21 protein-coding genes are annotated in these 20,683 nt (G+C 38.4%); 13 read left to right on the top strand and 8 right to left on the bottom strand.

The window, feature by feature from the left end:
• Positions 1 to 24: 24 nt before the first annotated feature.
• Positions 25 to 921 carry a cation diffusion facilitator family transporter gene (locus DC53_RS06850; RefSeq protein WP_033015172.1) on the bottom strand — a complete coding sequence of 299 codons (897 nt, stop codon included), beginning with the start codon at positions 919 to 921 and terminating at the stop codon, positions 25 to 27.
• Between the two features lie 447 nt (positions 922 to 1,368).
• Here DC53_RS06850 and DC53_RS06855 point away from each other — a divergent pair, with 447 nt between their 5' ends.
• Together DC53_RS06855 and DC53_RS06860 are read left to right on the top strand one after the other, a co-directional pair.
• The gene (locus DC53_RS06855) at positions 1,369 to 2,322 is read left to right on the top strand and encodes an SPFH domain-containing protein (RefSeq protein ID WP_033030736.1); all 954 of its coding nucleotides are present in this window, start codon (positions 1,369 to 1,371) and stop codon (positions 2,320 to 2,322) included.
• 21 nt (positions 2,323 to 2,343) lie between these two features.
• Positions 2,344 to 2,799 (top strand): NfeD family protein, encoded by a 456-nt coding sequence (locus DC53_RS06860; RefSeq protein ID WP_008134418.1) that lies wholly within the window; start codon positions 2,344 to 2,346, stop codon positions 2,797 to 2,799.
• A gap of 34 nt (positions 2,800 to 2,833) precedes the next feature.
• On the opposite strand, the gene DC53_RS06865 is transcribed toward DC53_RS06860, so the two are convergent.
• The gene (locus tag DC53_RS06865; RefSeq protein WP_007375616.1) at positions 2,834 to 3,706 is read right to left on the bottom strand and encodes an SMP-30/gluconolactonase/LRE family protein; all 873 of its coding nucleotides are present in this window, start codon (positions 3,704 to 3,706) and stop codon (positions 2,834 to 2,836) included.
• Between the two features lie 154 nt (positions 3,707 to 3,860).
• Here DC53_RS06865 and DC53_RS06870 point away from each other — a divergent pair, with 154 nt between their 5' ends.
• The gene (locus DC53_RS06870; protein ID WP_033030734.1) at positions 3,861 to 4,697 is read left to right on the top strand and encodes a patatin-like phospholipase family protein; all 837 of its coding nucleotides are present in this window, start codon (positions 3,861 to 3,863) and stop codon (positions 4,695 to 4,697) included.
• 9 nt (positions 4,698 to 4,706) lie between these two features.
• Here the strand turns inward: DC53_RS06870 and DC53_RS06875 are convergent, their stop codons facing one another.
• The 3 genes from DC53_RS06875 to DC53_RS06885 are packed head-to-tail and all read right to left on the bottom strand — an operon-like array spanning position 4,707 to position 6,828.
• A complete protein-coding gene (locus tag DC53_RS06875; RefSeq protein ID WP_008134420.1) occupies positions 4,707 to 4,952 on the bottom strand; it encodes a hypothetical protein in 246 nt (81 codons plus the stop codon).
• Positions 4,949 to 6,544: a PepSY-associated TM helix domain-containing protein gene (locus tag DC53_RS06880; RefSeq protein WP_204247244.1), complete on the bottom strand. Its 1,596-nt coding sequence runs from the start codon at positions 6,542 to 6,544 to the stop codon at positions 4,949 to 4,951. The genes DC53_RS06875 and DC53_RS06880 overlap by 4 nt, the downstream gene beginning before the upstream one ends.
• Complete coding sequence (locus tag DC53_RS06885) at positions 6,541 to 6,828, bottom strand: hypothetical protein (RefSeq protein WP_007375620.1); 288 nt, start codon at positions 6,826 to 6,828, stop codon at positions 6,541 to 6,543. The genes DC53_RS06880 and DC53_RS06885 overlap by 4 nt, the downstream gene beginning before the upstream one ends.
• Positions 6,829 to 7,468: 640 nt before the next feature.
• On the opposite strand from DC53_RS06885, the gene DC53_RS06890 reads away from it, so the two are divergent.
• The 3 genes from DC53_RS06890 to DC53_RS06900 all read left to right on the top strand — a co-directional run bounded on the left by DC53_RS06890 (position 7,469) and on the right by DC53_RS06900 (position 10,149).
• Positions 7,469 to 7,690, top strand: coding sequence for a hypothetical protein (locus DC53_RS06890; RefSeq protein WP_007375621.1), 222 nt, complete (start codon positions 7,469 to 7,471; stop codon positions 7,688 to 7,690).
• Positions 7,691 to 7,870: 180 nt separating this feature from the next.
• Positions 7,871 to 9,895, top strand: a complete 2,025-nt coding sequence (locus DC53_RS06895) for a hybrid sensor histidine kinase/response regulator (protein ID WP_033030730.1) — start codon at positions 7,871 to 7,873, stop codon at positions 9,893 to 9,895.
• 32 nt (positions 9,896 to 9,927) lie between these two features.
• Entirely contained in the window at positions 9,928 to 10,149 is a 222-nt protein-coding gene (locus tag DC53_RS06900; RefSeq protein ID WP_033030728.1) for a hypothetical protein, read from the top strand.
• Positions 10,150 to 10,258: 109 nt separating this feature from the next.
• Here the strand turns inward: DC53_RS06900 and ahpF are convergent, their stop codons facing one another.
• Entirely contained in the window at positions 10,259 to 11,839 is a 1,581-nt protein-coding gene (ahpF, locus tag DC53_RS06905; protein WP_033030724.1) for an alkyl hydroperoxide reductase subunit F, read from the bottom strand.
• 155 nt (positions 11,840 to 11,994) lie between these two features.
• Positions 11,995 to 12,564 (bottom strand): alkyl hydroperoxide reductase subunit C, encoded by a 570-nt coding sequence (ahpC, locus tag DC53_RS06910; RefSeq protein ID WP_033030722.1) that lies wholly within the window; start codon positions 12,562 to 12,564, stop codon positions 11,995 to 11,997.
• 258 nt (positions 12,565 to 12,822) lie between these two features.
• Between ahpC and DC53_RS06915 the strand changes: the two genes are divergently transcribed.
• The 3 genes from DC53_RS06915 to DC53_RS06925 all read left to right on the top strand — a co-directional run bounded on the left by DC53_RS06915 (position 12,823) and on the right by DC53_RS06925 (position 14,545).
• Complete coding sequence (locus DC53_RS06915) at positions 12,823 to 13,242, top strand: DUF3429 domain-containing protein (protein ID WP_033030720.1); 420 nt, start codon at positions 12,823 to 12,825, stop codon at positions 13,240 to 13,242.
• 67 nt (positions 13,243 to 13,309) lie between these two features.
• A complete protein-coding gene (locus DC53_RS06920; protein WP_008134428.1) occupies positions 13,310 to 13,711 on the top strand; it encodes a hypothetical protein in 402 nt (133 codons plus the stop codon).
• 3 nt (positions 13,712 to 13,714) lie between these two features.
• Entirely contained in the window at positions 13,715 to 14,545 is an 831-nt protein-coding gene (locus tag DC53_RS06925; RefSeq protein ID WP_033030718.1) for a class I SAM-dependent methyltransferase, read from the top strand.
• Here the strand turns inward: DC53_RS06925 and DC53_RS06930 are convergent.
• Complete coding sequence (locus DC53_RS06930; protein ID WP_033030713.1) at positions 14,531 to 16,138, bottom strand: GMC family oxidoreductase; 1,608 nt, start codon at positions 16,136 to 16,138, stop codon at positions 14,531 to 14,533. The genes DC53_RS06925 and DC53_RS06930 overlap by 15 nt on opposite strands.
• 101 nt (positions 16,139 to 16,239) lie before the next feature.
• Between DC53_RS06930 and DC53_RS06935 the strand changes: the two genes are divergently transcribed.
• The 4 genes from DC53_RS06935 (at position 16,240) to DC53_RS06950 (ending at position 20,602) form a co-directional block, all read left to right on the top strand.
• Positions 16,240 to 17,247: an AraC family transcriptional regulator gene (locus tag DC53_RS06935; RefSeq protein ID WP_033030711.1), complete on the top strand. Its 1,008-nt coding sequence runs from the start codon at positions 16,240 to 16,242 to the stop codon at positions 17,245 to 17,247.
• A 28-nt stretch (positions 17,248 to 17,275) separates the two neighbouring features.
• The gene (locus DC53_RS06940) at positions 17,276 to 18,271 is read left to right on the top strand and encodes a Gfo/Idh/MocA family protein (protein ID WP_008134433.1); all 996 of its coding nucleotides are present in this window, start codon (positions 17,276 to 17,278) and stop codon (positions 18,269 to 18,271) included.
• 442 nt (positions 18,272 to 18,713) lie between these two features.
• On the top strand, positions 18,714 to 19,454 hold the full coding sequence (locus tag DC53_RS06945; protein WP_033030709.1) for a FadR/GntR family transcriptional regulator: 741 nt from the start codon (positions 18,714 to 18,716) through the stop codon (positions 19,452 to 19,454).
• Between the two features lie 284 nt (positions 19,455 to 19,738).
• Entirely contained in the window at positions 19,739 to 20,602 is an 864-nt protein-coding gene (locus DC53_RS06950; RefSeq protein ID WP_033030703.1) for an EamA family transporter, read from the top strand.
• The last annotated feature ends 81 nt before the right edge of the window (positions 20,603 to 20,683 follow it).

Here is a 20,683-nt window from a genome sequence, read left to right as displayed (position 1 = left end):
AATCACGCCCAGCATGTTCATAAATTAATGAACATGCGTATGCTCAGCATGGCTCTCTATTTGCAACACACTACTTTTAACATTGAATTTGTCTGACAGCACTTGCTCTACTTTTAAGCGACACGCTTCGTCGTGTTTTTCAATAGTGCAGTGCTGTTTAAGTACAACATGGGCACCAACTACGATCCCTCTGTACTTACGAGTAACAGTGACATTATGCACATCATGCACGTGCTCCATACGCGTTATTTCGTTTTCAATATCAATTGCTTTTGGTAACTGCGTTTTATTTAAACGTAAACCTTTAATACAACTAATAATTACTTTAATACCAGTAAATAAAACAAACGACGCAATCAACATGCTAGATAGAATGTCAATTACATCCCAGCCAGTAAAATAAATAAGCACACCAGCAACAAAAGTCGATACAGTAGAAATTAAATCAAAAAATGAGTGTAGGAATACGGCATAGATATTAATACTTGCTTTGCGTCCTTTATATAAAACCCAAGCAGCGGCACCATGAAACAAAAACCCGATCCCCGCAATTACCGACATTAAATAACTATTAATAGCAAGCTCATGCCCCTCACTATGATGCATGAACCGTTCACCGCCTTCATACAAAATAATTAAGCTAATAGCTAAATACAAAACACCATTTACAAGTCCACCTAATAACTCAGCCCGTTGATGTCCATCATTATAGGTTTTAGCAAAATGAATCGCTAAGCTAGACGCAATTAAAGCAATAAAAAGTGAGCTATTATGGACAAATAAATGACCCGCATCAGCAAGTACCGCAAGTGAATTTGAATAATAAGCCCCGATGACTTGAATAACCATAAATGAGCACGTGATAGCCAGGGCAATCAGTAGCCTACGGCGTGAAGCTTGGTGTGTAGTGATCTCTGTCATGAAGTGCTTGAATTACCTATACTTAAAATGCAAGTAAGCCATTAAAAGGCTCAACTGGAAGGAGTAATGATATACAGTATCAATTGTAATACTTTACGCACTTAAACGCACTAAAAAGTTAAGTAAATAGATATAAAAATTTTGTCTCGTTATGGGGTGGTTTTCTCATTGTTAAATAGCCCTATATTTAAGTAAATTAATATACACCTATTGAGTTACATCCAATATAAAACTGAAAATAGAATATTTTTGTGAAAGTAAACTTTCCGTTTCGTGCAGTAAAAATTAATAAAATTAAAATGCCAGCACTTTCAAAAAATGCTATATCCCCCCCCTTCTCTAGTGCCTATTTTTGTGGTTAAAACGCCTTAGTAGTGATAATCTACACACGCTGAAATTATAAACAATACAACTGCTCAGCGTTTAATTATTATAAGGAATGTTTAAATGGATCCAGTCACACAAATTCTCGATATGGTTTTTACTGTTGAGGCTTTTTTACTTGTTTTTGTTATCGTGCTTTTAAAAAGTAGCGTTAAATTTGTACCACAAAATCGCGCTTGGTTAATCGAACGTTTTGGTAAGTACCAATCAACTAAAGAAGCTGGCCTTAACTTTATTATTCCATTTATTGATAGAATATCGGCTGATCGTAGCTTAAAAGAACAAGCTCAAGATGTACCATCGCAGTCAGCTATCACTAAAGATAACATCTCACTTATCGTTGATGGCGTACTGTACTTTAGAGTGCTAGACCCTTACAAAGCAACGTATGGCGTTGACGACTATACGTTTGCGGTTGTACAACTTTCGCAAACAACCATGCGTTCAGAATTAGGTAAAATGGAGCTTGATAAAACATTTGAAGAGCGTGATTTACTTAATACAAACATTGTTGCAGCTATAAATCAGGCATCTGAGCCTTGGGGTATTCAAGTACTTCGCTACGAAATTAAAGATATTGTGCCGCCTAACTCTATTATGGAAGCGATGGAAGCACAAATGAAAGCTGAGCGTGTTAAACGAGCTCAAATTTTAGAGTCAGAAGGTGATCGCCAAGCAAATATCAACGTTGCTGAAGGTAAAAAACAAGCACAAGTACTTGCTGCTGAAGCCAACAAAGCCGAGCAAATTTTACGCGCTGAAGGTGAAGCAACAGCTATTACTACGGTTGCAGAAGCACAAGCAAATGCACTTATTAAAATAGGTGAAGCCGCAGATACAGAGCAAGGCCAAAAAGCAATTCAGTTAGACTTAGCAACTAAAGCAATCGCTGCTAAAGAAGCCATTGCTCGTGAGTCATCAATTGTATTACTGCCAGACAACGCGACAGATGCAAGTTCAATGGTTGCCCAAGGTATGGCAATCATTAATAGCTTAAATAAAAAGCATCAGGGTTAATAACTAAATAAAGAGGTTTGTATGGATTTTATTACGCAAAATTTACCGCAAACACTTATGGTACTTGGTATTGTTGCTTTAATAATAGAAGTAGCAGTACTTGGCCTTTCTACATTTATTTTATTGTTTTTTGGATTATCGTTATTCCTTACCGGATTATTAATGAGTTTTGGTATTTTACCTGACTCATTAACCATAGCCCTTTGGAGTAACGCAGTTGTAACCGCAGGCTTGGCGGTTGTACTTTGGAAACCATTAAAACAAATGCAAAATCGCGTAGATAAAAAACAGGTAAATAGTGATTTTGCTGAACTTACTTTTGTACTTGCTAGCGATGTAACAGAACAAGGTTTAACTACACATCAATACTCAGGTATTAGCTGGAAACTCAAAAGTGAGCAACCAATTAGCGCCGGTACTGAAGTCTTAGTAACCAAAAAAGAAGTGGGTGTTATGTGGGTTAAGCCTAAAAGCTAATCATCACTTTAAAACAAGCACTGTGTATAATAAATTACAGTAAAACGGGCGGCTCAAACTGCCCGTTTTTTATGCCTGAGATTTGAAATACAGCGCCTTGCTCACTAACAGTATTATTAACCGCCTCATCAAACGCCGATGTCACAAGTAACAACTCAGCATTTTTACCACCGAATGCAGCGCATGTCGGTTTTATTGCACAAAGCTTTATCGTTTTAATTAACGCACCGTCTGGGGATAAACACATAACACACCCCATTCCCCACACAGCTAGCCACAAATTGCCTAATTTGTCGGTTACGCAGCCATCGGGGTCAACATCCATATTATTAAATTGATAAAAAACACGTGGCTCAGCGCAAGGTTCGCCAGTTTGCTCATCCAAATCTAATACATAAATACAGCTCGTTAAAGAGTCGCAGTAATAACCGCGTAAACGTGGCTTATCAAAGCACAACCCATTTGGGATACTCAAGCCATTTACAACGGCTTTAAGCTGGCGTTTATAATAACGGTATATTTTACCATCCCCTTTTTTAGCATTTACATCCATTGTACTTAACCAAAAGCCACCCCATGGATCAGCACGGCCGTCGTTTGAACGCCTATTTAGCTGTGTATTTTCAATATTAAGAATAAGATGTCGAGTAGTTGAATTAATATGATATTTATATAAGCCAGTACTTGTACAGAGCAGCAAGTGCTGCTCATCAATCCAAGCGATTGCACTGAGCGTATCGGGCATATTAACTGTTTTTAGTTGGCTTTCACTGTGTATGTTTTTGCTTAAAAGTAATTTTTTATTTATGTCGACCCAAAAAAAAGTATTCAGCACAGGATGCCAAAGTGGACTTTCTGCAAGCTGATACTGTGTGCTTTCAAAAATGGTTACGCTAGGATCAAACATAAGTAATTATTCTTTATTATTAACAAAGCCTTGTAATATTAAACCTTACCAGAAAACAGTGAATTTCGCGATGTGTACCAGGCTTTAATTTATCAACACCATTAGTAATTTTTAGACTGAGTTGATAACATCAAATTTCATAAAAGGATTGACCATGAACAACAATAATAAAAATACACTCGTCGTTGAAGGCGGTGCAATGCGCGGTATATTTGCCGCAGGTGTACTTGATGAGTTTTTAAAACAACAATACCAACCGTTTGAACGCTATTTTGGTGTTTCAGCCGGGGCAACGAATATAGCCGCATTTTTATGCAAACAACCAATGCGAAATTATAAAGTGATTACTGACTATTCATGCCGTCCTGAATTTATTAATTTAGCGCGCTTTATTAAAGGTGGTCATTTATTTGATTTAGATTGGTTATGGCAAGAAACAATTCGCGAAATACGCCTTCATACAGAGGTATTCGAACAAACTCCACACGAGTTTTATATTGTATCTACGGCAATCGAATCAGGCAAAGCACACTATTTAAAAGCCACCAGCGCCGATATGGTGCATCAATTAAAAGCATCATGCGCTATACCCATTGCATATCGTGACTACCCTATTATTAATGGCATAGCGATGACCGACGGCGGGGTTGCTGATTCAATTCCGGTAATAAAAGCTTACGAAATGGGCGCACGTGAAATCACCGTTATTTTGTCTCAATGTTTGGGCTATCGTAAAAAACCAAGTAAAGCACCTTGGCTTACTAAAAAAATGTATAAAGACTACCCCGCATTAATTCAAACTACATTAGGTAGATCTGATTTTTATAATAAGTCTATCGATTTTATTATGAATCCACCAAATGACTGCAAAATCAATATTATTGCACCACCTGCTAACTTTAAAGTTGGGCGTACCACTAAAAAGTTTGAAATACTTAATAGTGGTTACAACATGGGGATTGATGCTGCTAAGGCCTTTTTAGCTAAATAACTGCATTTTTTAACCTAATAATTGCGGTGCTTTACCCGCAATAACTGCAGTTAGTAAACCAGCTAACATGGCCCCGACAACGGTGCATATTGCACCGCCTAAAATACCGTAAATACTCATAAAACATATCAGCGCTAAACCAAATAACAGTGTACTTAAAAATGTTTTAGTCACTATTGTTAGTGTATTTTTTCGTATGTTGAGCATCATTAGTAGCAAACTCACCATTGCAATTGTAATTAGTAGCTCGTTCATGCGGTTTGTACCTCTGCTTGTAATTTTTGTGTGTTTTTTATTTTTAAGGCAGCAAAAATACACGCGATACCCACCACCATAAAGCTTATATCTACTACCGCAACAAACGTACTATTAAGGTTAATAACATTGCTCACGCCAAATATAATATTGAGCGGCAGCACCAACGCAAGCGAAGCGCCGCATAGCAAAAGAGTCAGCTTAAAATAGTTTTTATAACCTACAGGCAATACACTTAAGAGTAACCATGCCAACCACGTATAAAAAAACACGGGTCCAAAAAAGCTATTTTGCGCCACACCAATAACGGTATAATTAAGTACAACTTGTAAAGGAAATAACACAAAGCTTGCTAATACCAAACCTCCACAACTGCCAATAATAAAACGATTCCATCGTGCATATGCCTGCATACTCAGCGACGGGCTACTGCCACGTGTACGCTTTGCCAGCCACATCATCATCCCTGAAATAGGTAAAAGCGCGGTACTTAAGCCAAGCAATACCCAAAGTAATTTTACAAACACCCCTGCAAAGTTCCCAAAGTGCAGCGGAAACATCAACTCAATTACTTGTATTGATACACCCGAAATATCACCAAAACTACTCATCGACTGCACAAACTCACCATTACCACGATAATGCAGTAACTGAGAAGCAACAGCCTCGCCACCTAACAAACGCAAATACACCTGCGCATTCGCATCGTTATGCGCCATTATTGTGACATCCCTAATTACTGCTTCAGGGTAACGGCTATGGGCATTCTCTAAAATAGTGTCTATTTTTGTAGGTTGCTTAATGTGGCTAACTACCGGCTCAGGAATGGCGGTAAACGTTTCTATTAACTTATCTTGATCGCCACCAAAGCTCACAAACGCAGCTGCTGGTAGTAAAATAATGGTCGCGAGCCCTAAAAATGATCCTGTAAAACCAATCACAATATTAAATACGCTGCCCCAAATACCTATAACCTTGTGAGCATCACTGACTGCAATATCTAACCCTTTATTTCGTCTAAACGTAAAAAGCTCTTTTATCAATTTACGATGAATAAACAAACCTGTAACCGCACTTACTAAAAGCGTTAGGCCTAAAAACCCAGTGAGTATTAACCCAATTGGTCGCCCTAAATGCAAGTCTGCATGAAACTCGCCTATATAAGTTGGCGCATCCGTTTTTTTATTAGCGTAAAATTCTTTACTAGGCCCATAGTAAGTATTTTCCAGCGCCAATGTATTGGGATGAAATTGAAATACTCTGGCCACCTCTTGGTCGTAATTTTCATCACCATGGTGAGATTCAAATACCAACGTTAATAAATGAAAGTTATGTCCACTTGGCAAAAACACATGAATGTTTTCGCCAAATTCACTAGGTACTTGTTTATGGTATTCATTTACTAGTCGATTAATTTGCGCGCTGGCAACGTGTTGGCTAGATTGTAGCTCTGGATTTGCCCATATTTTTAACTCAGGTCGCGACAGCACTGCTAATGCCCCACTAAATGCAACAATAAATAGCAGTACCGCAGTAATAATTCCTACCCAGCTATGTAATAAAAATAGCTTTTTTAAAGTGATCGACTTCATCCCTGCCCCTGCGTTAACGCCCAAAAACTCAATAAACCATGTGATACACACAGTACAATCATCACAACAAAAGGTTGCCATACCTTTTGCGCCAAATACGCATAAATAAACAACGCAGTCCAAATAACAGGAAAAAGTAAAATAGGCAGTAATATTTGTTCATTCATTTGAAACGGTAAGTAGGTTGTCATACCCGGAATTATTATTACCGCAGTAATTAGTGCTAATACACACGCAATTAAGTGTCTTCGCCGTGTGGCTGTAAACGTTTTTTTATTATCCATTCTTCGCTCATTAAATTTGCCTAAACATATACAAAACCGCACATGCAAATGATAACAATTGCCATTATATTGTGCATTTATTACTTAATGCAATTTATTAAACAAATTAAGCCGCTTTTATACTAAAAACACGGTTGGTTTTTCTTATTAGCTTTTATGCTATGCAGTGCAATTTAGGTACGCAGTAATGCCCCTTTTCAGTGAAGCCGAGTTTGATTTTTCGTTTTCTCTTGGCTTACCTGTATTAGCTACTCCCTCAGGCTACGAGTTGCTTAAACATTAGATGGCGTAACAGCCCTTTTAAAGCCTTTTATAGTCACTTATTTTTCTATTAAACTATTCATACGGTTTCTAGAAAATTTCACTTTTGTTAGTTTTGTCTTTACCGAATCGTATTTGGTGGTATTTTATTAACTAACCTGAATTCTGGTTAAGAGATTTAAAAACACTATAAATAATAACGATATTTAAGTCTATTTCTCTCTAGCTAGAAATTTTTGGTGAAAACAAGGCGAATTTACGCGTCAATAGCTGGTCTATTGCAAGGAAATTCAACGCAATTAGCGCTAAAAATAGCTGCTTGAGATAGATTTATTATCCAGAACTCAGGTTAGCTATAACCTACACATAAGAGAACATTATGAGCGAAAAAATAAACGAAGAAGCACTCCACGCACTTAAAATAGCCTTTACTTACATGCCTAAAGCGATTGAAGTGACAAAGTATGAATATGGCGAGCGCTACCAAAGTGTGCTTGATCACATTGAAGCTGTACGTGAAACACTGCTTATTAACGATGTTGATCCTGAAGAAGTAGGCGGCGATATCAACCCTGAGTACACACCCAATTCAACTTATTAATATAATGATTTGATAATTAAAAGATTTATAAATAATCTTTTGTGCTCAAATTCAGTAAGAAATGTTGAACAAGTACTACAAATAAAAGCTGAATAACGCTATCTTTAGTTAAGCTGCTTTACTAGCTAGTTCCATATCAAGATATTAATTAGATTCTAAAAAATTAAGGGATGTTTTCTATTGAATTTTCTTAGACGTTTTCACGATATAGTATCGGATCAAGACCTTAATTTTGACGATAAAACCCACCAGCTTTTAGAGTTCGGACTCGAGGTTTTTAACCTCGATTTAGCAATCATTAGCCGTGTTGAAAATAACTGTTATTCAGTGTTACATGCCATAACCCCTAATAACGAATTAAAAATAGGCACTCAATTTGATCTGGATGGCACCTACTGCGTACACACACTTGAGGCAGGTTCCGCACTTGCATTTCATAAAGTATCACAGAGCATAATTGCAGATCACCCATGCTATATTAATTTTCAGTTAGAATCGTACATTGGTGCACCTATAAAAGTAGGTAACAATGTATACGGTACTGTTAACTTCTCTTCTGCAACTGAATCACCAGTATTTTCAGACGACGCCTACGACTACATTGAGTTGTTTGCACAATGGTTAGGGGCTGAATTTGCTCGCAGCATCACAAGAGAAGAACTCACTAAAAACAGTAATAGTTTATTGAAACTAGAAAGTGTAGCTAATATAGGCACGTGGGAAGTAGACTTAACTAATAATAATATTTATTGGAGTCAACAAACTAAACGCATCCATCAAGTTGACGAAAATTATCAACCAAAAATAGACTCTGCGCTTGAATTTTATAAAGAAGGTCAAAGCAGAGATAGTATAACAAAAGCAGTCGAACTCGCCGTACAATCAGGTGAAAAGTGGCATTTAGAACTGGAGATAATCACAGCTAAAAAGCAACATATTTGGGTGTCAACTTTTGGCGAAGCTGAGTTTGATGACGGTATTTGCGTAAGACTTTTTGGCACATTTCAAGATGTGACAGAGTCAGTTACCCTCAGAGAAGAACTTAAAAATAAAAAGGCCGAAGCGGAACGATTACTTGACGATAGAAGCATGTTACTTGCAAAAATAAGTCATGAACTAAGAACACCGCTCAACGGTATAACAGGCATGCTAACCACATTAATAGATGAACAAAACGAAGAGAAACGGTCTGAAAAAATAAAAGTTGCATTACGCAGTGCCGACATTCTTCTGAGCATAATCAATGAAGTACTCGATTTTTCTAAAATCAATCATGGTGAATTGAAACTCGAACCAACCGATTTCTTACTTAAAACAATTTTTACTGATCTTACTTCCTTGTACACCCCATTGTTTACAAATACTAATGTGGACTTAAAAGTTAGCAACAATATACCCGACCATTGCTGGGCTTATTCAGACAATACAAGATTAAGTCAAATAGTCTCTAACCTATTAAGTAATGCTTTAAAATTCACCGAGCAAGGGTCGGTAAAATTGCAAACATCAATAACTAAAGCGAGTAATCAATTCACTTTAAATATTGAAGTGCATGACACAGGCAGAGGCATGACAAGTGGGTTTTTAAAGTCATTATTTTCGCCTTTCACTCAAGAAGTCGACGCCAAAAACAGCAAAGGTGGAACAGGACTTGGCTTAGCAATAGTTAAAGAACTTGTAGAATATATGGGCGGTACAATAAAAGTAGAGAGTGAGATAAATAAAGGCACACATTTTTTACTGAGTATTCCAATTAAACCGGGCAAAGAACAAATACATCACTCAAGTAACATATCGCAAGTTAATCTTTATGCTTGCAAGCTTTCTGTTTTAGTTGTTGATGATAACGATATAAATAGATTAGTACTTGATGCATCATTAAATAAGTTTAGTGTGAGGCCCGACTTTGCAGTTGATGGGCAAGACGCCATATTAAAGTGTCAGCAAAAACACTACGATCTTATTTTTATGGATTGTATTATGCCTATACTCGATGGCTTTGAGGCAACAAAACAACTGCGTTCAAAAAACATTTGCAGGCATGACTCAACTTATATTGTTGCCTTAACAGCTAATACATCAGCGCAAGATAAGCTAACATGCAAACAAGCTGGTATGGATATGTTTATCTCAAAACCATTTAAAATGCACTCATTAGAAATTGCGATTGCATCGGCTGCTGAGCGGCTGAAACTCAAACATTAATAAGAAAATATAATTGTATAAAGAATTCAACAATGAAAAATATGTTTAGAACCGTACTGTTCGCTATATTAGCTGTAGTGCTATTCAAAGGTTTTTCAACTCAACAATGGCAGGCATTAATTATTGTCATTGTGGGGATCAGTATTTTACTACTCTCAACTTTTGTTACAAAGGCTAAATCTACTACAGGCTCGTCAATTTATGTAAGCGGTGGCACGTCTCATACGGATAGCAATTGTGGTGGCTGCGATTAAATCGCATGTTAATTTTTAAGTATAAAAAAGCCGCCTTTGGAGAAGGGCGGCTTGGGTGAACAAACAGCTAAGGGTGAACGCTGTTATATCAAGAGAGATTTCTGGTTAACTATGCAGCGCTTTGATCTTGCTCGGTTTCATCGCTGTGGCGAATTAAATAATCAAATGCACCTAAACTTGCTGTTGCACCGCTGCCCATTGCAATAATAATTTGTTTAAACGGAGTATTGGTTGCATCCCCCGCGCCATAAATGCCTGGTAATGACGTTGCGCCTTTAGCATCAATCAGTATTTCACCAAATTTACTTAATTCAAGGTCGCTGTCTTTTAACCACTCGGTATTTGGTATTAAGCCTATTTGTACAAATATACCGGCAAGTTCAAGCTCTTTGCTCTCCCCTGTCACTCTATCTGTGTACATTAAGCCAGTTACTTTTTTACCATCACCAAGTACTTCGGTTGTTTGTGCACTTTTGATAATAGTAATATTTGCCATACTTTTAGCTTTACGAATAAGCACTTCATCAGCTCGTAATGTGTCTGCAAATTCAAGTACCGTAACGCTTTGCACAATATTGGCTAAATCGATTGCCGCTTCTATACCTGAATTACCACCGCCAATCACAGCAACAGGTTTGCCTTTAAACAAAGGGCCGTCGCAATGCGGGCAATATGCCACACCGTGGCCGCGATATTCTTGCTCACCTGGTACGTTCATTTCGCGCCAGCGTGCGCCAGTAGCAAGTACGAGCGATTTAGCTTTAAGTATTGCGCCATTTTCTAGTGTAATTTCGTAACCATTGTTATAACCAAGTGCCGCAGCACGCTGATTGTGCATTACATCTACATCGTATTCTTTAACGTGCTCTTCAAGCTGAGCAACTAATTTTGGCCCTTCAGTCGCCTTAATCGAAATAAAGTTTTCTATTGCTAATGTATCGGCAACTTGTCCACCAAATCTATCAGCCACAATGCCTGTATTTAACCCTTTTCGCGCTGAGTAAATCGCAGCCGATGCACCCGCAGGCCCGCCACCAACTACAAGTACATCAAACTCGTCTTTTTCGCTTAGCGCTGCGGCTTGTTTAGCAGCCCCTTTGCTATCTACTTTATTGAGTATGTCGGTAAGGCTTAGTGCACCTTGGCTAAATGGTTCGCCATTTAAATATACAGCCGGTACAGCTAAAATATTTCGCTCTTCTACTTCATCTTGAAATAATGCGCCATCAATCATGGTGGCTTTAATATTACTGTTTGTCGCAGCCATAGTGTTAAGTGCTTGCACGACTTGCGGGCACGTTTGGCAACTTAGACTTATGTATACTTCAAAGTTTAGCTCTTGAGTGAGCGATTGTATTTGCTCAATGTCTTCGCTTTTAGCTTTACTTGCGTGTCCGCCAGTATGCAAAAGTGCTAACACTAAACTTGTGAATTCGTGACCCATAGGTACGCCTGCAAACGTAATATGAGTGTTTTTAATAGGTGAATGTACAACCATTGATGGGCGACGAGAGCTTGTATCAGGATTGTTTATTACCGTAAATTTATCGCTTAGTGAGGCTAAATCGTTTGCTAAGCTTTCTACTTCTGCTGATTTTTTGCTGTCATCCAAGGCAATAAGCAGCTCAACAGGTTGAGTAAGCGATTCGAAATGGCTTTTTAATTGATTTTTTATGTTGTTATCTAACATGACTTAACCCTTTTAGGAAAATTTAAACAGCAGGCCTCCCATGCCAAATAATGCATGTGCTTAAACAAATATATTGATATAGGAGGCATCAACAAGCGTACGTTTGTTGATTTAAGGGCAGTAACCTGCCCTTACTTGATTGGAAAATCAGGTACTTAGATTTTACCAACTAGGTCTAGTGAAGGTGCAAGTGTGTCTTCACCTGGCTGCCAAGATGCAGGGCAAACTTCACCGTCGTGAGTTGCAATGTATTGTGCAGCTTGTACTTTACGAACAAGTTCTTTAGCGCTACGGCCAATACCTAAATCGTGAGTTTCAATTACTTTTATTTCGCCTTCTGGGTTCATTACAAATGTACCGCGAAGTGCTAAGCCTTCTTCTTCAATCATTACACCAAAGCTGCGTGTAATACGTCCTGTTGGGTCGCCAATCATTGGGTAAGTAATTTTACCAATTGTGTCTGACGTGTCGTGCCATGCTTTATGAGTAAAATGAGTGTCAGTAGATACTGAGTAAACCTCTACGCCCATTTCTTGAAGTTGTGCATAGTAGTCTGCAACATCACCAAGTTCAGTAGGACATACAAATGTAAAATCAGCTGGGTAAAAGAAGAAGATTGACCATTTACCTAGAACATCTTTTTCAGACAATTCTACAAAGTCACCGTTGTGGTAAGCGGTTGCATTGAATGGTTGTAATTTAGTATTTATTAATGAAGTGCTCATGGTATTTCCTCAACTAGGTTTAATGTATTTAAAAAGTAATCAACGCTTCGTTTAAAACGACCTTCTGCGTTGGCTTGATTAATACAATAAGGGTAATGGATAATTAAATAAAATTGATTGTTTAGATTAAACCAATCGATTTTTAAGATTGAACTAGATTGTGTCTTTTTCCGTAAAGGTAAACGGGCTCTAATTTTTGGACCAGAATACTGTTACAATACCCGCGCTTTTAATTATATAAACACAGGGCATACTGTTATGGAAAAGTTTATCAATCACATTCAATTAGGCTACTTAGGCTTAATACCATTTTTAGGCTGCGTGGGTTGGCCGCTTGTGTTTGGTAGTAACAGTATTAACTTAGAATTTTTCACTTTTTATAGCATTGCTATATTAGCATTTATGACAGGTAACCTATGGCGAGCGGGTGAGCAAAGCTATAGCGATGCAGTAAAAGCCGTACTACCGGTTATTCCTGTGCCATTTTTAGCCTTTGTACCTGTTGAGTGGGCATTGGGTTGGTTAGCTATAAGTTTTTGGCTTGTGCTACTTTTTGAAAAAGCGACTGCGCAATGGCAAACCTACCACAAGGATTACCAAAAAATGCGTGTTGTACTTACCTCTGTTGTGTTTGTTTGTCACATTCTGACTATTGGTATGAGTATTTACCCTAAATAGCAGCTGTAAACTTAAATATTGTTCGGTAATAAGGTAATATCCGCGCACTGCTATTTGAGGACACACTATGATTGACCAACTACGCCAACAACTCGATGAACTAGGCGAAAACTACGTAGAGAAAAACGCTGCATTTAAAATCAAAGTGATCCCTTTTTTTTGTGCTATTCGCATTAAAAAAGATCATAAAAGTGAAGGTCGTTTAAGCTTTTATTCAAGTCAATTACTCGAAATATTTTTAGTCGTCTTATTTTTGCTATTCGGTTTAACACTTTACGATACAGATGCAGGATTTACTCATGGTCCTATTCATATTGCCTTTGCTGTTTTAATTACTTTTAATCTTATTATTAAACAAATCGCAATAGAAGGGTTAAAAACCAGACTTGCGTTTCATCGTTTACTAGCAAAAGACTCACAAACAAATAGCGATATAAATAATACTGCTACAAACATAAACGCTAAATAAAATATGTACTTAAATCCTCAATGGCGAATACTCACCGTAGGCGATGGCGATTTATCATTTTCGAATGCTATTTACACTCACCTATCGCCAAAAGCTTTAGTTGCATCTACTTTCGATGACCAGACCACAATTGAGCAAAAGTACCAGCACAATGCACTTAGCAATTTAAAAGCGCACAACGTTGAAGTACTCAATGGTTTTGACGTAACAAACCCTGCGTGTTGGCAAGCTCTAAGTAAAAGCAAGCACAGCTTTGATGTGGTTATTTTTCAGTTTCCACTCATACCTGCGTTTGTTGGCCGTGAAGCGTTTGAAAACAACACGCGCCAAACCAGCATGAATGTACTTAACCGCGCTTTACTGCACCAGTTTATTAAATACGCTAACGAATATGCGCTTGATAAAAATGGTCCAATGCTGTGCTACATCACCTCAAAGGATGTAAAACCCTATCGCGAATGGAATATAGAAGGCAGTTTAAATACTCATCTAAACATTGAGTATTGTGGGCAAATGCCTTTTGATATTAGCCGCTTTGAAGGTTATAAAATTCGTAATGTTGACCGCGATAAACACGTCAAAGACACCAGCGGTATAACTTACGTTTTCAGCCCAAAAAGTATCGATAAAAATACTAGCGAATTAAGCTCACGTCTTACAAAGCCTACATACTTAACACCAAACCATTGCCCGCTTTGTCGCGTTGGCCCCTATATGGCAAATGAAGATGAAACTAAGCACATAAATGCTAAAAAACATAAGCAAATGCTGCACCTTGAAAGCGATTGGCAACAATGGCTAAATGACTTTTATAGCTCGTTAATCTCTAAGTGATGATTTAATTAAATCAGCCGCTTTTTCTGCAATAGCAATAACGGGTGCATTAGTATTACCAGTAATAATGCTAGGCATAATAGACGCATCAACCACGCGTAAATTACTCATCCCATGAACCCTTAAGCTTGTATCTACCACAGCCATTGAGTCTTGTCCCATTTTACATGTACCAACTGGGTGATATTCGGTATCTGCTGTTTGACGAATGAATGCAATAAGTTGCTCATCGTTATTTATATCAAGCGGATACACCATTTTTCCGCGTATGCTATCAAAGGCTTTGCTTTGCATAATAGCGAGTGTTTTTTTAAGGCCTGCAAGCATTGCTGCTAAGTCATCTGGATGGCTTAAGTAATTAGGGTCGATAAGCGGTGCACTACGCGGATTGTTATCAGCTAACGTAATCGTGCCTCGGCTTTTAGGGCGCATAATACTGCTGTGAATACTGTAACCATGCCCAGTGTGTAATTTACGACTATGATCGTCCACCAGCCCAATAACAAATTCTAATTGCACATCTGGCGCTGGCGAGTCTTCAAATAATTTAATAAACGCATGCGACTCTGCAAAATTACTGGTTAAACGCCCTTGTCGTTTGCAAAACCAATCTACACAACCTTTTAAAATATGTCCTATACCTAACGGGCTCATCCCAAACGTGCCTTTATTGTATTTGGCTTTAAATAATGGCACCACGGTTAAATGATCTTGTAAATTATTACCGACTCCCTCAAGCGGCACAGCAACGTCAATATTATGCGCTTTTAAGTGATTTTTTGGCCCAATGCCTGAAAGCATCAATATTTGCGGAGAGTTAATAGCACCTGCGCTTAATATTACTTCTTTACGTGCGAGCAAATTAATAACCTGATTATTGCGCTCTATTTGCACGCCTTTCGCTGTGTTATTTTTTATATTTATTTTATTAACATGGCTATTGGTTAATACAGTTAAATTTGGGCGGTTTAAATACGGTGTTAAATATGCCTTTGCTGCACTACAACGCTCGCCATTGTGCTGCGTTACTTGCGATAAACGTGCACCGCTTTGTTCTTCGCCATTTATATCGGTACTTAAATTAACGCCCTGCTCAGCACAGGCATTTAAAAAGTATTGATTGACATGGCTTGGGCTATTTAGCTCTTGTATATGCAGTGGGCCTTTTGTACCGTGAAGATCATTATTTATAAACGTTTTATTATTTTCAGCTTTAATAAAATATGGGAGTAAACTCTCAAAATCCCAACCAGTATTGCCACTAGCCGCCCATTGGTCGTAATCGTATTTATTACCTCGAATATAAACCATTGCATTAGTCGAGCTTGACCCACCCAATACTTTGCCTCTAGGTACAAACCCGCAACGATTATTCAGCGCTTTTTGCACTACTGTATTGTAATGCCAACTATTAATACCATAAGGCACACTCGCCGCAATTCCCGCTGGCATTTGAACAAATGCGCTGTTATCACTTTTTCCTGCTTCAATTAAGCAAACGCTTACATTTTTATCCTCTGACAAGCGCGATGCAATAACGCAACCGCCACTGCCAGCTCCAATAACAATGTAGTCAAATGCGGTGTTGTTCATGGTGTACCTTAATTAAAATTTAAACGGCTTTAATGGCAATAGTGCATAGAAAAACTCAGCAAAACTTGATATTTTTAGACACCGTTTATTTGAGGTTAACTATGAGCAGCCTAATTAGAGCTACGTCACTACAAGGTATAGATACCCTAATTAGAGAGTTTGGCGGCGATCCGTATATGATCATGCGAAGTAATAATATTAATATTGACTTTGAATGCCTGGAAAACCAATATCTGCCTTATCGTGCCTACGCCGAGGTATTAGAGTACTGCGCGTGTAAATTTAATTGCCTCAGCTTTGGCCTTCAGCTTGCAAGCAGGCAAAATTTTGATATTTTAGGACACGTTGCAATAGCAGCCAAAAGCGGCACTAACTTAGGTGATGCGCTCAATTGGGTTGTTAAATACTTGCATTTACATAGCCCTGCACTGAGTTTAACGTCGCACCCTTTAGAGGATGAAAAAAGCTTATTTCTCTCATTCGAAATTAACCTTAAACCCTTACCTAACATTAGCCAAGCAATTGAGCTTACCATTGGTTTAGCACTCGCTATTATAAAAAAGCTGAGCAATAACCGCTGTAAACCAATGAATGTATTTTTGCCACAAAGATTAAGTGCTAACGCTCGCGCTTATAACGCTTATTTTGGCTGTGACGTTATAGAACACCGTAATAGCGCCGGCATTGTAATAGTGAAAAGCGACTTGGCACTTAAGCTTGAACAATCAGAGCTAAATAAGGTACAAGCTGCGCTGAGTTTTTTAGCCAAAAATGCAGAGCACACGCAATCCTTACCCAACCAAGTCAGTGCGTTAATAAGGCCAATGTTGCCTATTTATCAATGCAGTAACCAAACTATTTCTGCTGCGCTGGGTATGCACCCTCGCACCCTACACCGAGAACTTGCAAAACATAATACGAGCTTTGTAAAACTAAAAGATGCCACTCGCCGCGCTTTAGCTGCTCATTACTTAGCGCAGAACCAATATACAATATCAACCATATCTGAGCTTTTAGGGTATCAGGAGCAAGCAACATTATGTGCTAATGTTAAACGCTGGTTTGGGTGTTCTCCTCGTACATACAGGGCTAAAAAAGTGATAGACTAAGCGCTCTTATATTTTCTAAGGAGCGGGTATGAACTTTGTTATTGTTGGCACCAATTTTATTAGCGACACATTGTTAGCCGCTGCAAATACGTTAAACGATTTTAATTTGTACGCAGTGTGCTCGCGTGCAGTATCAAGCGGCGAAGCGTTTTTAGCCAAACACCCACAAAATGCACAAGCTAAAATTTTCACCTCAATCGAGCAAGTTTGCCAAGATCACAATGTCGATGCTGTCTACATAGCCGCCCCTAACAGCTTACACAAACAATATGCCGTTATGTGCCTAGAAGCGGGTAAACATGTCCTTGGCGAAAAACCATCAGCAGCCAATTCTAAAGAGCTTGCAAGCATTATAGCTACAGCAAAAAAGCATCAGCGCCTTTACATGGAAGCCATGATGACCACTCACTTGCCTAACTTTGCACGGCTGCAACAGGCAATGGTAAAAATTGGCACACCACGTAAATACATTGGGCAATATAGTCAATATTCATCTCGCTACGATAAGTACAAAAATGGCGAACGGCCAAATACATTTTTACCTGAGTTTGCTAATGGTGCACTGGTTGACTTAGGTATCTATCCGCTTTATTTACTCATTGCACTTTGGGGCGCACCAAAAAGCGTGAGTGCCAGTGGCGTATTGCTTGATACAGGTGTAGATGGTGCGGGCGATGTATTACTAAATTACGCAGATAAACAAGCTGTTATTAGTTACTCCAAAATATCGCAAGGCGACAACATAACCGAAATACAAGGCGAACTTGGCCGTATTCGTATCGAAGCCGTATCACAACTTAAAAAAATAGAGTTTATTGCTAACAATGGAGAGCGTGAGTTAATGTCTATCGCATTTGACGAGCACTTTATGAAATTTGAAGTTGAGCATTTTATGCAAATGGTTAGTCAAAAAAAGTTACAATCGGACATTAACACACATCAATTAGCACGTAATGTGATGGCAGTACTTGACGAGGCCCGTAAACAATTAGGGGTTATTTACCCAAACGACACGGTATCCTAAAAATCTAAAAATAAATGTGGGCGTTAACCAACGACAATTAACGCCCACAGTAATTTATTTTGTAATATGACTTAGCTACCAATATTACCTAAGCCAGAGCGACCCCCTTCCATGGGCAATCAATTTGGCTTAAATTACTTTTTACAATTGTTGCTAATGGCACATGCACTTTCAATATGTAAATTATTTGTTTCAAAAAAGTACGATGCAAAACTATCACAGCAAAACCTACCAATCAAGATTACCAATTATTTATTTTAAATTAAATTGGTAATACATGTAAAAATTACCAATAATGTACTATGATTTTAGTTATAATATGACTTTGCAATTTTGACATAGTGGTTAACTTTACGGTAACCTTTGGTCTTAACATTTGGTCTACGCTTTAAGTTTTACAAGATCTAGCGCGTACAGTCCTTAAGGTATATAAAGGTAAAATATGGGAAATCGTCGCTTATTTTGGCGCATCGTTGATAAGGTTGAGTCTTTAATAAACCAAGGTGAATTTTCTGCTGGCATGCGTTTACCGCCAGAAAGAGAACTAGCAGAGATGTTCGACGTTAGCCGCCCTACAATTAGAGAAGCTATTATCGCATTAGAAGTGCGCGGTCGTGTTGAAGTAAAAACGGGTTCCGGTGTTTACGTAGTAGAAAGCCTCGACGCACCAATTAAATCCCAAGAAATCAGTGCTTTTGAACTAACTCAAGCCCGTGCACTCATCGAAGGTGAAATTGCAGCTTTAGCAGCGTTAAGTATTACAGAACAAGAACTTGAAAAACTAAACAAGACGCTTGAAGCCATGCAAGAAGGCTTATATGTTGAGCAAGCAGACAGAGAATTTCATGAAATAATAGCACGTGCAACGCGCAACAAAGCGCTTGAATTTGCCGTCGCTAATTTATGGGATTTACGCTTAACTAATGCACAAATTGTAACTGATTACAGTAGCGTATGTGCTAATAACAACGAATGCGTAATGAACGAACATACTGCTATTTATAATGCATTAAAGCAACATGATGCAAATGCTGCTCGTGCAGCAATGCATCAACATTTTAATCGACTCATTAACGCGTTATTTGATGCCGTTGAGTCGCGCGCTTTAGAAGAAGTGAAACGTAAAAATAGCGAAAAACGAGGCCTCTACTCTTTAGATGGCTTAGTAAAAAGCGCTCATTAATACAATGAAAAGCTAGCACTCGTCCTGATTGCTAGCTTTTTCTGCTCTTTAGTAATAAAAATATCACTTAAATTTAGAATAACCCTCCTTACTTTTGAACATAAAACCTTACGTATAAATATAAAAAAAGATACTATGCCTGCCATTCAACTGGTTGTAATACCAATCTGCTTGTACAGGAGCTATTTGACGATAATAAAATCACGCTAGAACTAGGCAAAATTTTTTGTATCTAGTTGTTCTAAATGAAAGATTTATGCAGATTGGTATAATTAAGGAGTATTATGCAAGCATCTTCAAAAAGTTATTTACTGGCTATCGTGTGTGTGCTGCTTGCCATGATGACCATTCAAACGGGCGCGTCGTTTGCAAAACAGCTTTTTCCGATTGTTGGCCCTGAAGGTACAACCGCCCTTAGGCTTGGTTTTTCTGCATTTATACTTTGCTTAGTGTTTAAACCTTGGAAACACTTACCCACGTCGGGTAATCGTATTCCTATAATTGTGTATGGTTTAAGTTTAGGCGGCATGAACATTTTGTTTTATTACGCCATTGAACGCATTCCACTAGGCATTGGTGTAGCGCTTGAATTTACAGGTCCGCTTGCTGTTGCCTTGTTTTCATCGCGCCGTAAACGTGACTTGTTTTGGGTTGCCTGTGCTATTACCGGTATTTTGCTTTTGCTTCCAGATATGAGCGGCCAAGACAGCCTTGACCCATTAGGTGTAGCCCTTGCGCTTGGTGCTGGTGCGTGTTGGGCAGGTTATATATTATTTGGTAAAAAAACAGGCACACAAAGCTCTGGTGGAGCCACTGTCGCATTGGGAATGACCGTTGCCGCTATAGTGCTAGTCCCTTACGGCGGCATTATGCAAAGCGCCGCGTTTACATGGGAAATTATCCCACTAGGTATTGGTATTGCTATTTTATCAAGCGCACTGCCTTACACACTTGAAATGGTTGCACTGCGTAACATGCCTTCACAAGGGTTTAGCGTAATGATGAGTTTAGAGCCTGCAATTGCCTCGCTCGCAGGGTTTATTATACTGGGTGAATTGCTTACTTTATGGCAGTGGCTCGCTATTTTACTTGTAATTATTGCATCTGTTGGTAGCTCTTTTTCAAACGCAAAAAAACAAACTACTTAATTAACTACCAAACTAACCTAAACAAGCTAAATAAAGTCACCACGCAACATGGTGACTTTATTGTGCTCTTTACAGTGATTT

It is taken from the genome of Pseudoalteromonas fuliginea (assembly GCF_000690055.1).
GTDB lineage: Bacteria > Pseudomonadota > Gammaproteobacteria > Enterobacterales > Alteromonadaceae > Pseudoalteromonas > Pseudoalteromonas fuliginea.
This window is presented reverse-complemented; position numbering and strand designations above follow the sequence as displayed.

Coding starts and splice junctions, on each gene's coding strand:
- DC53_RS06900 (WP_033030728.1), top strand. CDS start 9,928: ATGAAAAATATGTTTAGAACCGTACTGTTCGCTATATTAGCTGTAGTG.
- DC53_RS06925 (WP_033030718.1), top strand. CDS start 13,715: ATGTACTTAAATCCTCAATGGCGAATACTCACCGTAGGCGATGGCGAT.
- DC53_RS06920 (WP_008134428.1), top strand. CDS start 13,310: ATGATTGACCAACTACGCCAACAACTCGATGAACTAGGCGAAAACTAC.
- DC53_RS06890 (WP_007375621.1), top strand. CDS start 7,469: ATGAGCGAAAAAATAAACGAAGAAGCACTCCACGCACTTAAAATAGCC.
- DC53_RS06950 (WP_033030703.1), top strand. CDS start 19,739: ATGCAAGCATCTTCAAAAAGTTATTTACTGGCTATCGTGTGTGTGCTG.
- DC53_RS06875 (WP_008134420.1), bottom strand. CDS start 4,952: ATGAACGAGCTACTAATTACAATTGCAATGGTGAGTTTGCTACTAATG.
- DC53_RS06860 (WP_008134418.1), top strand. CDS start 2,344: ATGGATTTTATTACGCAAAATTTACCGCAAACACTTATGGTACTTGGT.
- DC53_RS06945 (WP_033030709.1), top strand. CDS start 18,714: ATGGGAAATCGTCGCTTATTTTGGCGCATCGTTGATAAGGTTGAGTCT.
- DC53_RS06930 (WP_033030713.1), bottom strand. CDS start 16,138: ATGAACAACACCGCATTTGACTACATTGTTATTGGAGCTGGCAGTGGC.
- DC53_RS06915 (WP_033030720.1), top strand. CDS start 12,823: ATGGAAAAGTTTATCAATCACATTCAATTAGGCTACTTAGGCTTAATA.
- DC53_RS06865 (WP_007375616.1), bottom strand. CDS start 3,706: ATGTTTGATCCTAGCGTAACCATTTTTGAAAGCACACAGTATCAGCTT.
- DC53_RS06880 (WP_204247244.1), bottom strand. CDS start 6,544: ATGAAGTCGATCACTTTAAAAAAGCTATTTTTATTACATAGCTGGGTA.
- ahpC (WP_033030722.1), bottom strand. CDS start 12,564: ATGAGCACTTCATTAATAAATACTAAATTACAACCATTCAATGCAACC.
- DC53_RS06870 (WP_033030734.1), top strand. CDS start 3,861: ATGAACAACAATAATAAAAATACACTCGTCGTTGAAGGCGGTGCAATG.
- DC53_RS06885 (WP_007375620.1), bottom strand. CDS start 6,828: ATGGATAATAAAAAAACGTTTACAGCCACACGGCGAAGACACTTAATT.
- DC53_RS06940 (WP_008134433.1), top strand. CDS start 17,276: ATGAACTTTGTTATTGTTGGCACCAATTTTATTAGCGACACATTGTTA.
- DC53_RS06850 (WP_033015172.1), bottom strand. CDS start 921: ATGACAGAGATCACTACACACCAAGCTTCACGCCGTAGGCTACTGATT.
- ahpF (WP_033030724.1), bottom strand. CDS start 11,839: ATGTTAGATAACAACATAAAAAATCAATTAAAAAGCCATTTCGAATCG.
- DC53_RS06935 (WP_033030711.1), top strand. CDS start 16,240: ATGAGCAGCCTAATTAGAGCTACGTCACTACAAGGTATAGATACCCTA.
- DC53_RS06855 (WP_033030736.1), top strand. CDS start 1,369: ATGGATCCAGTCACACAAATTCTCGATATGGTTTTTACTGTTGAGGCT.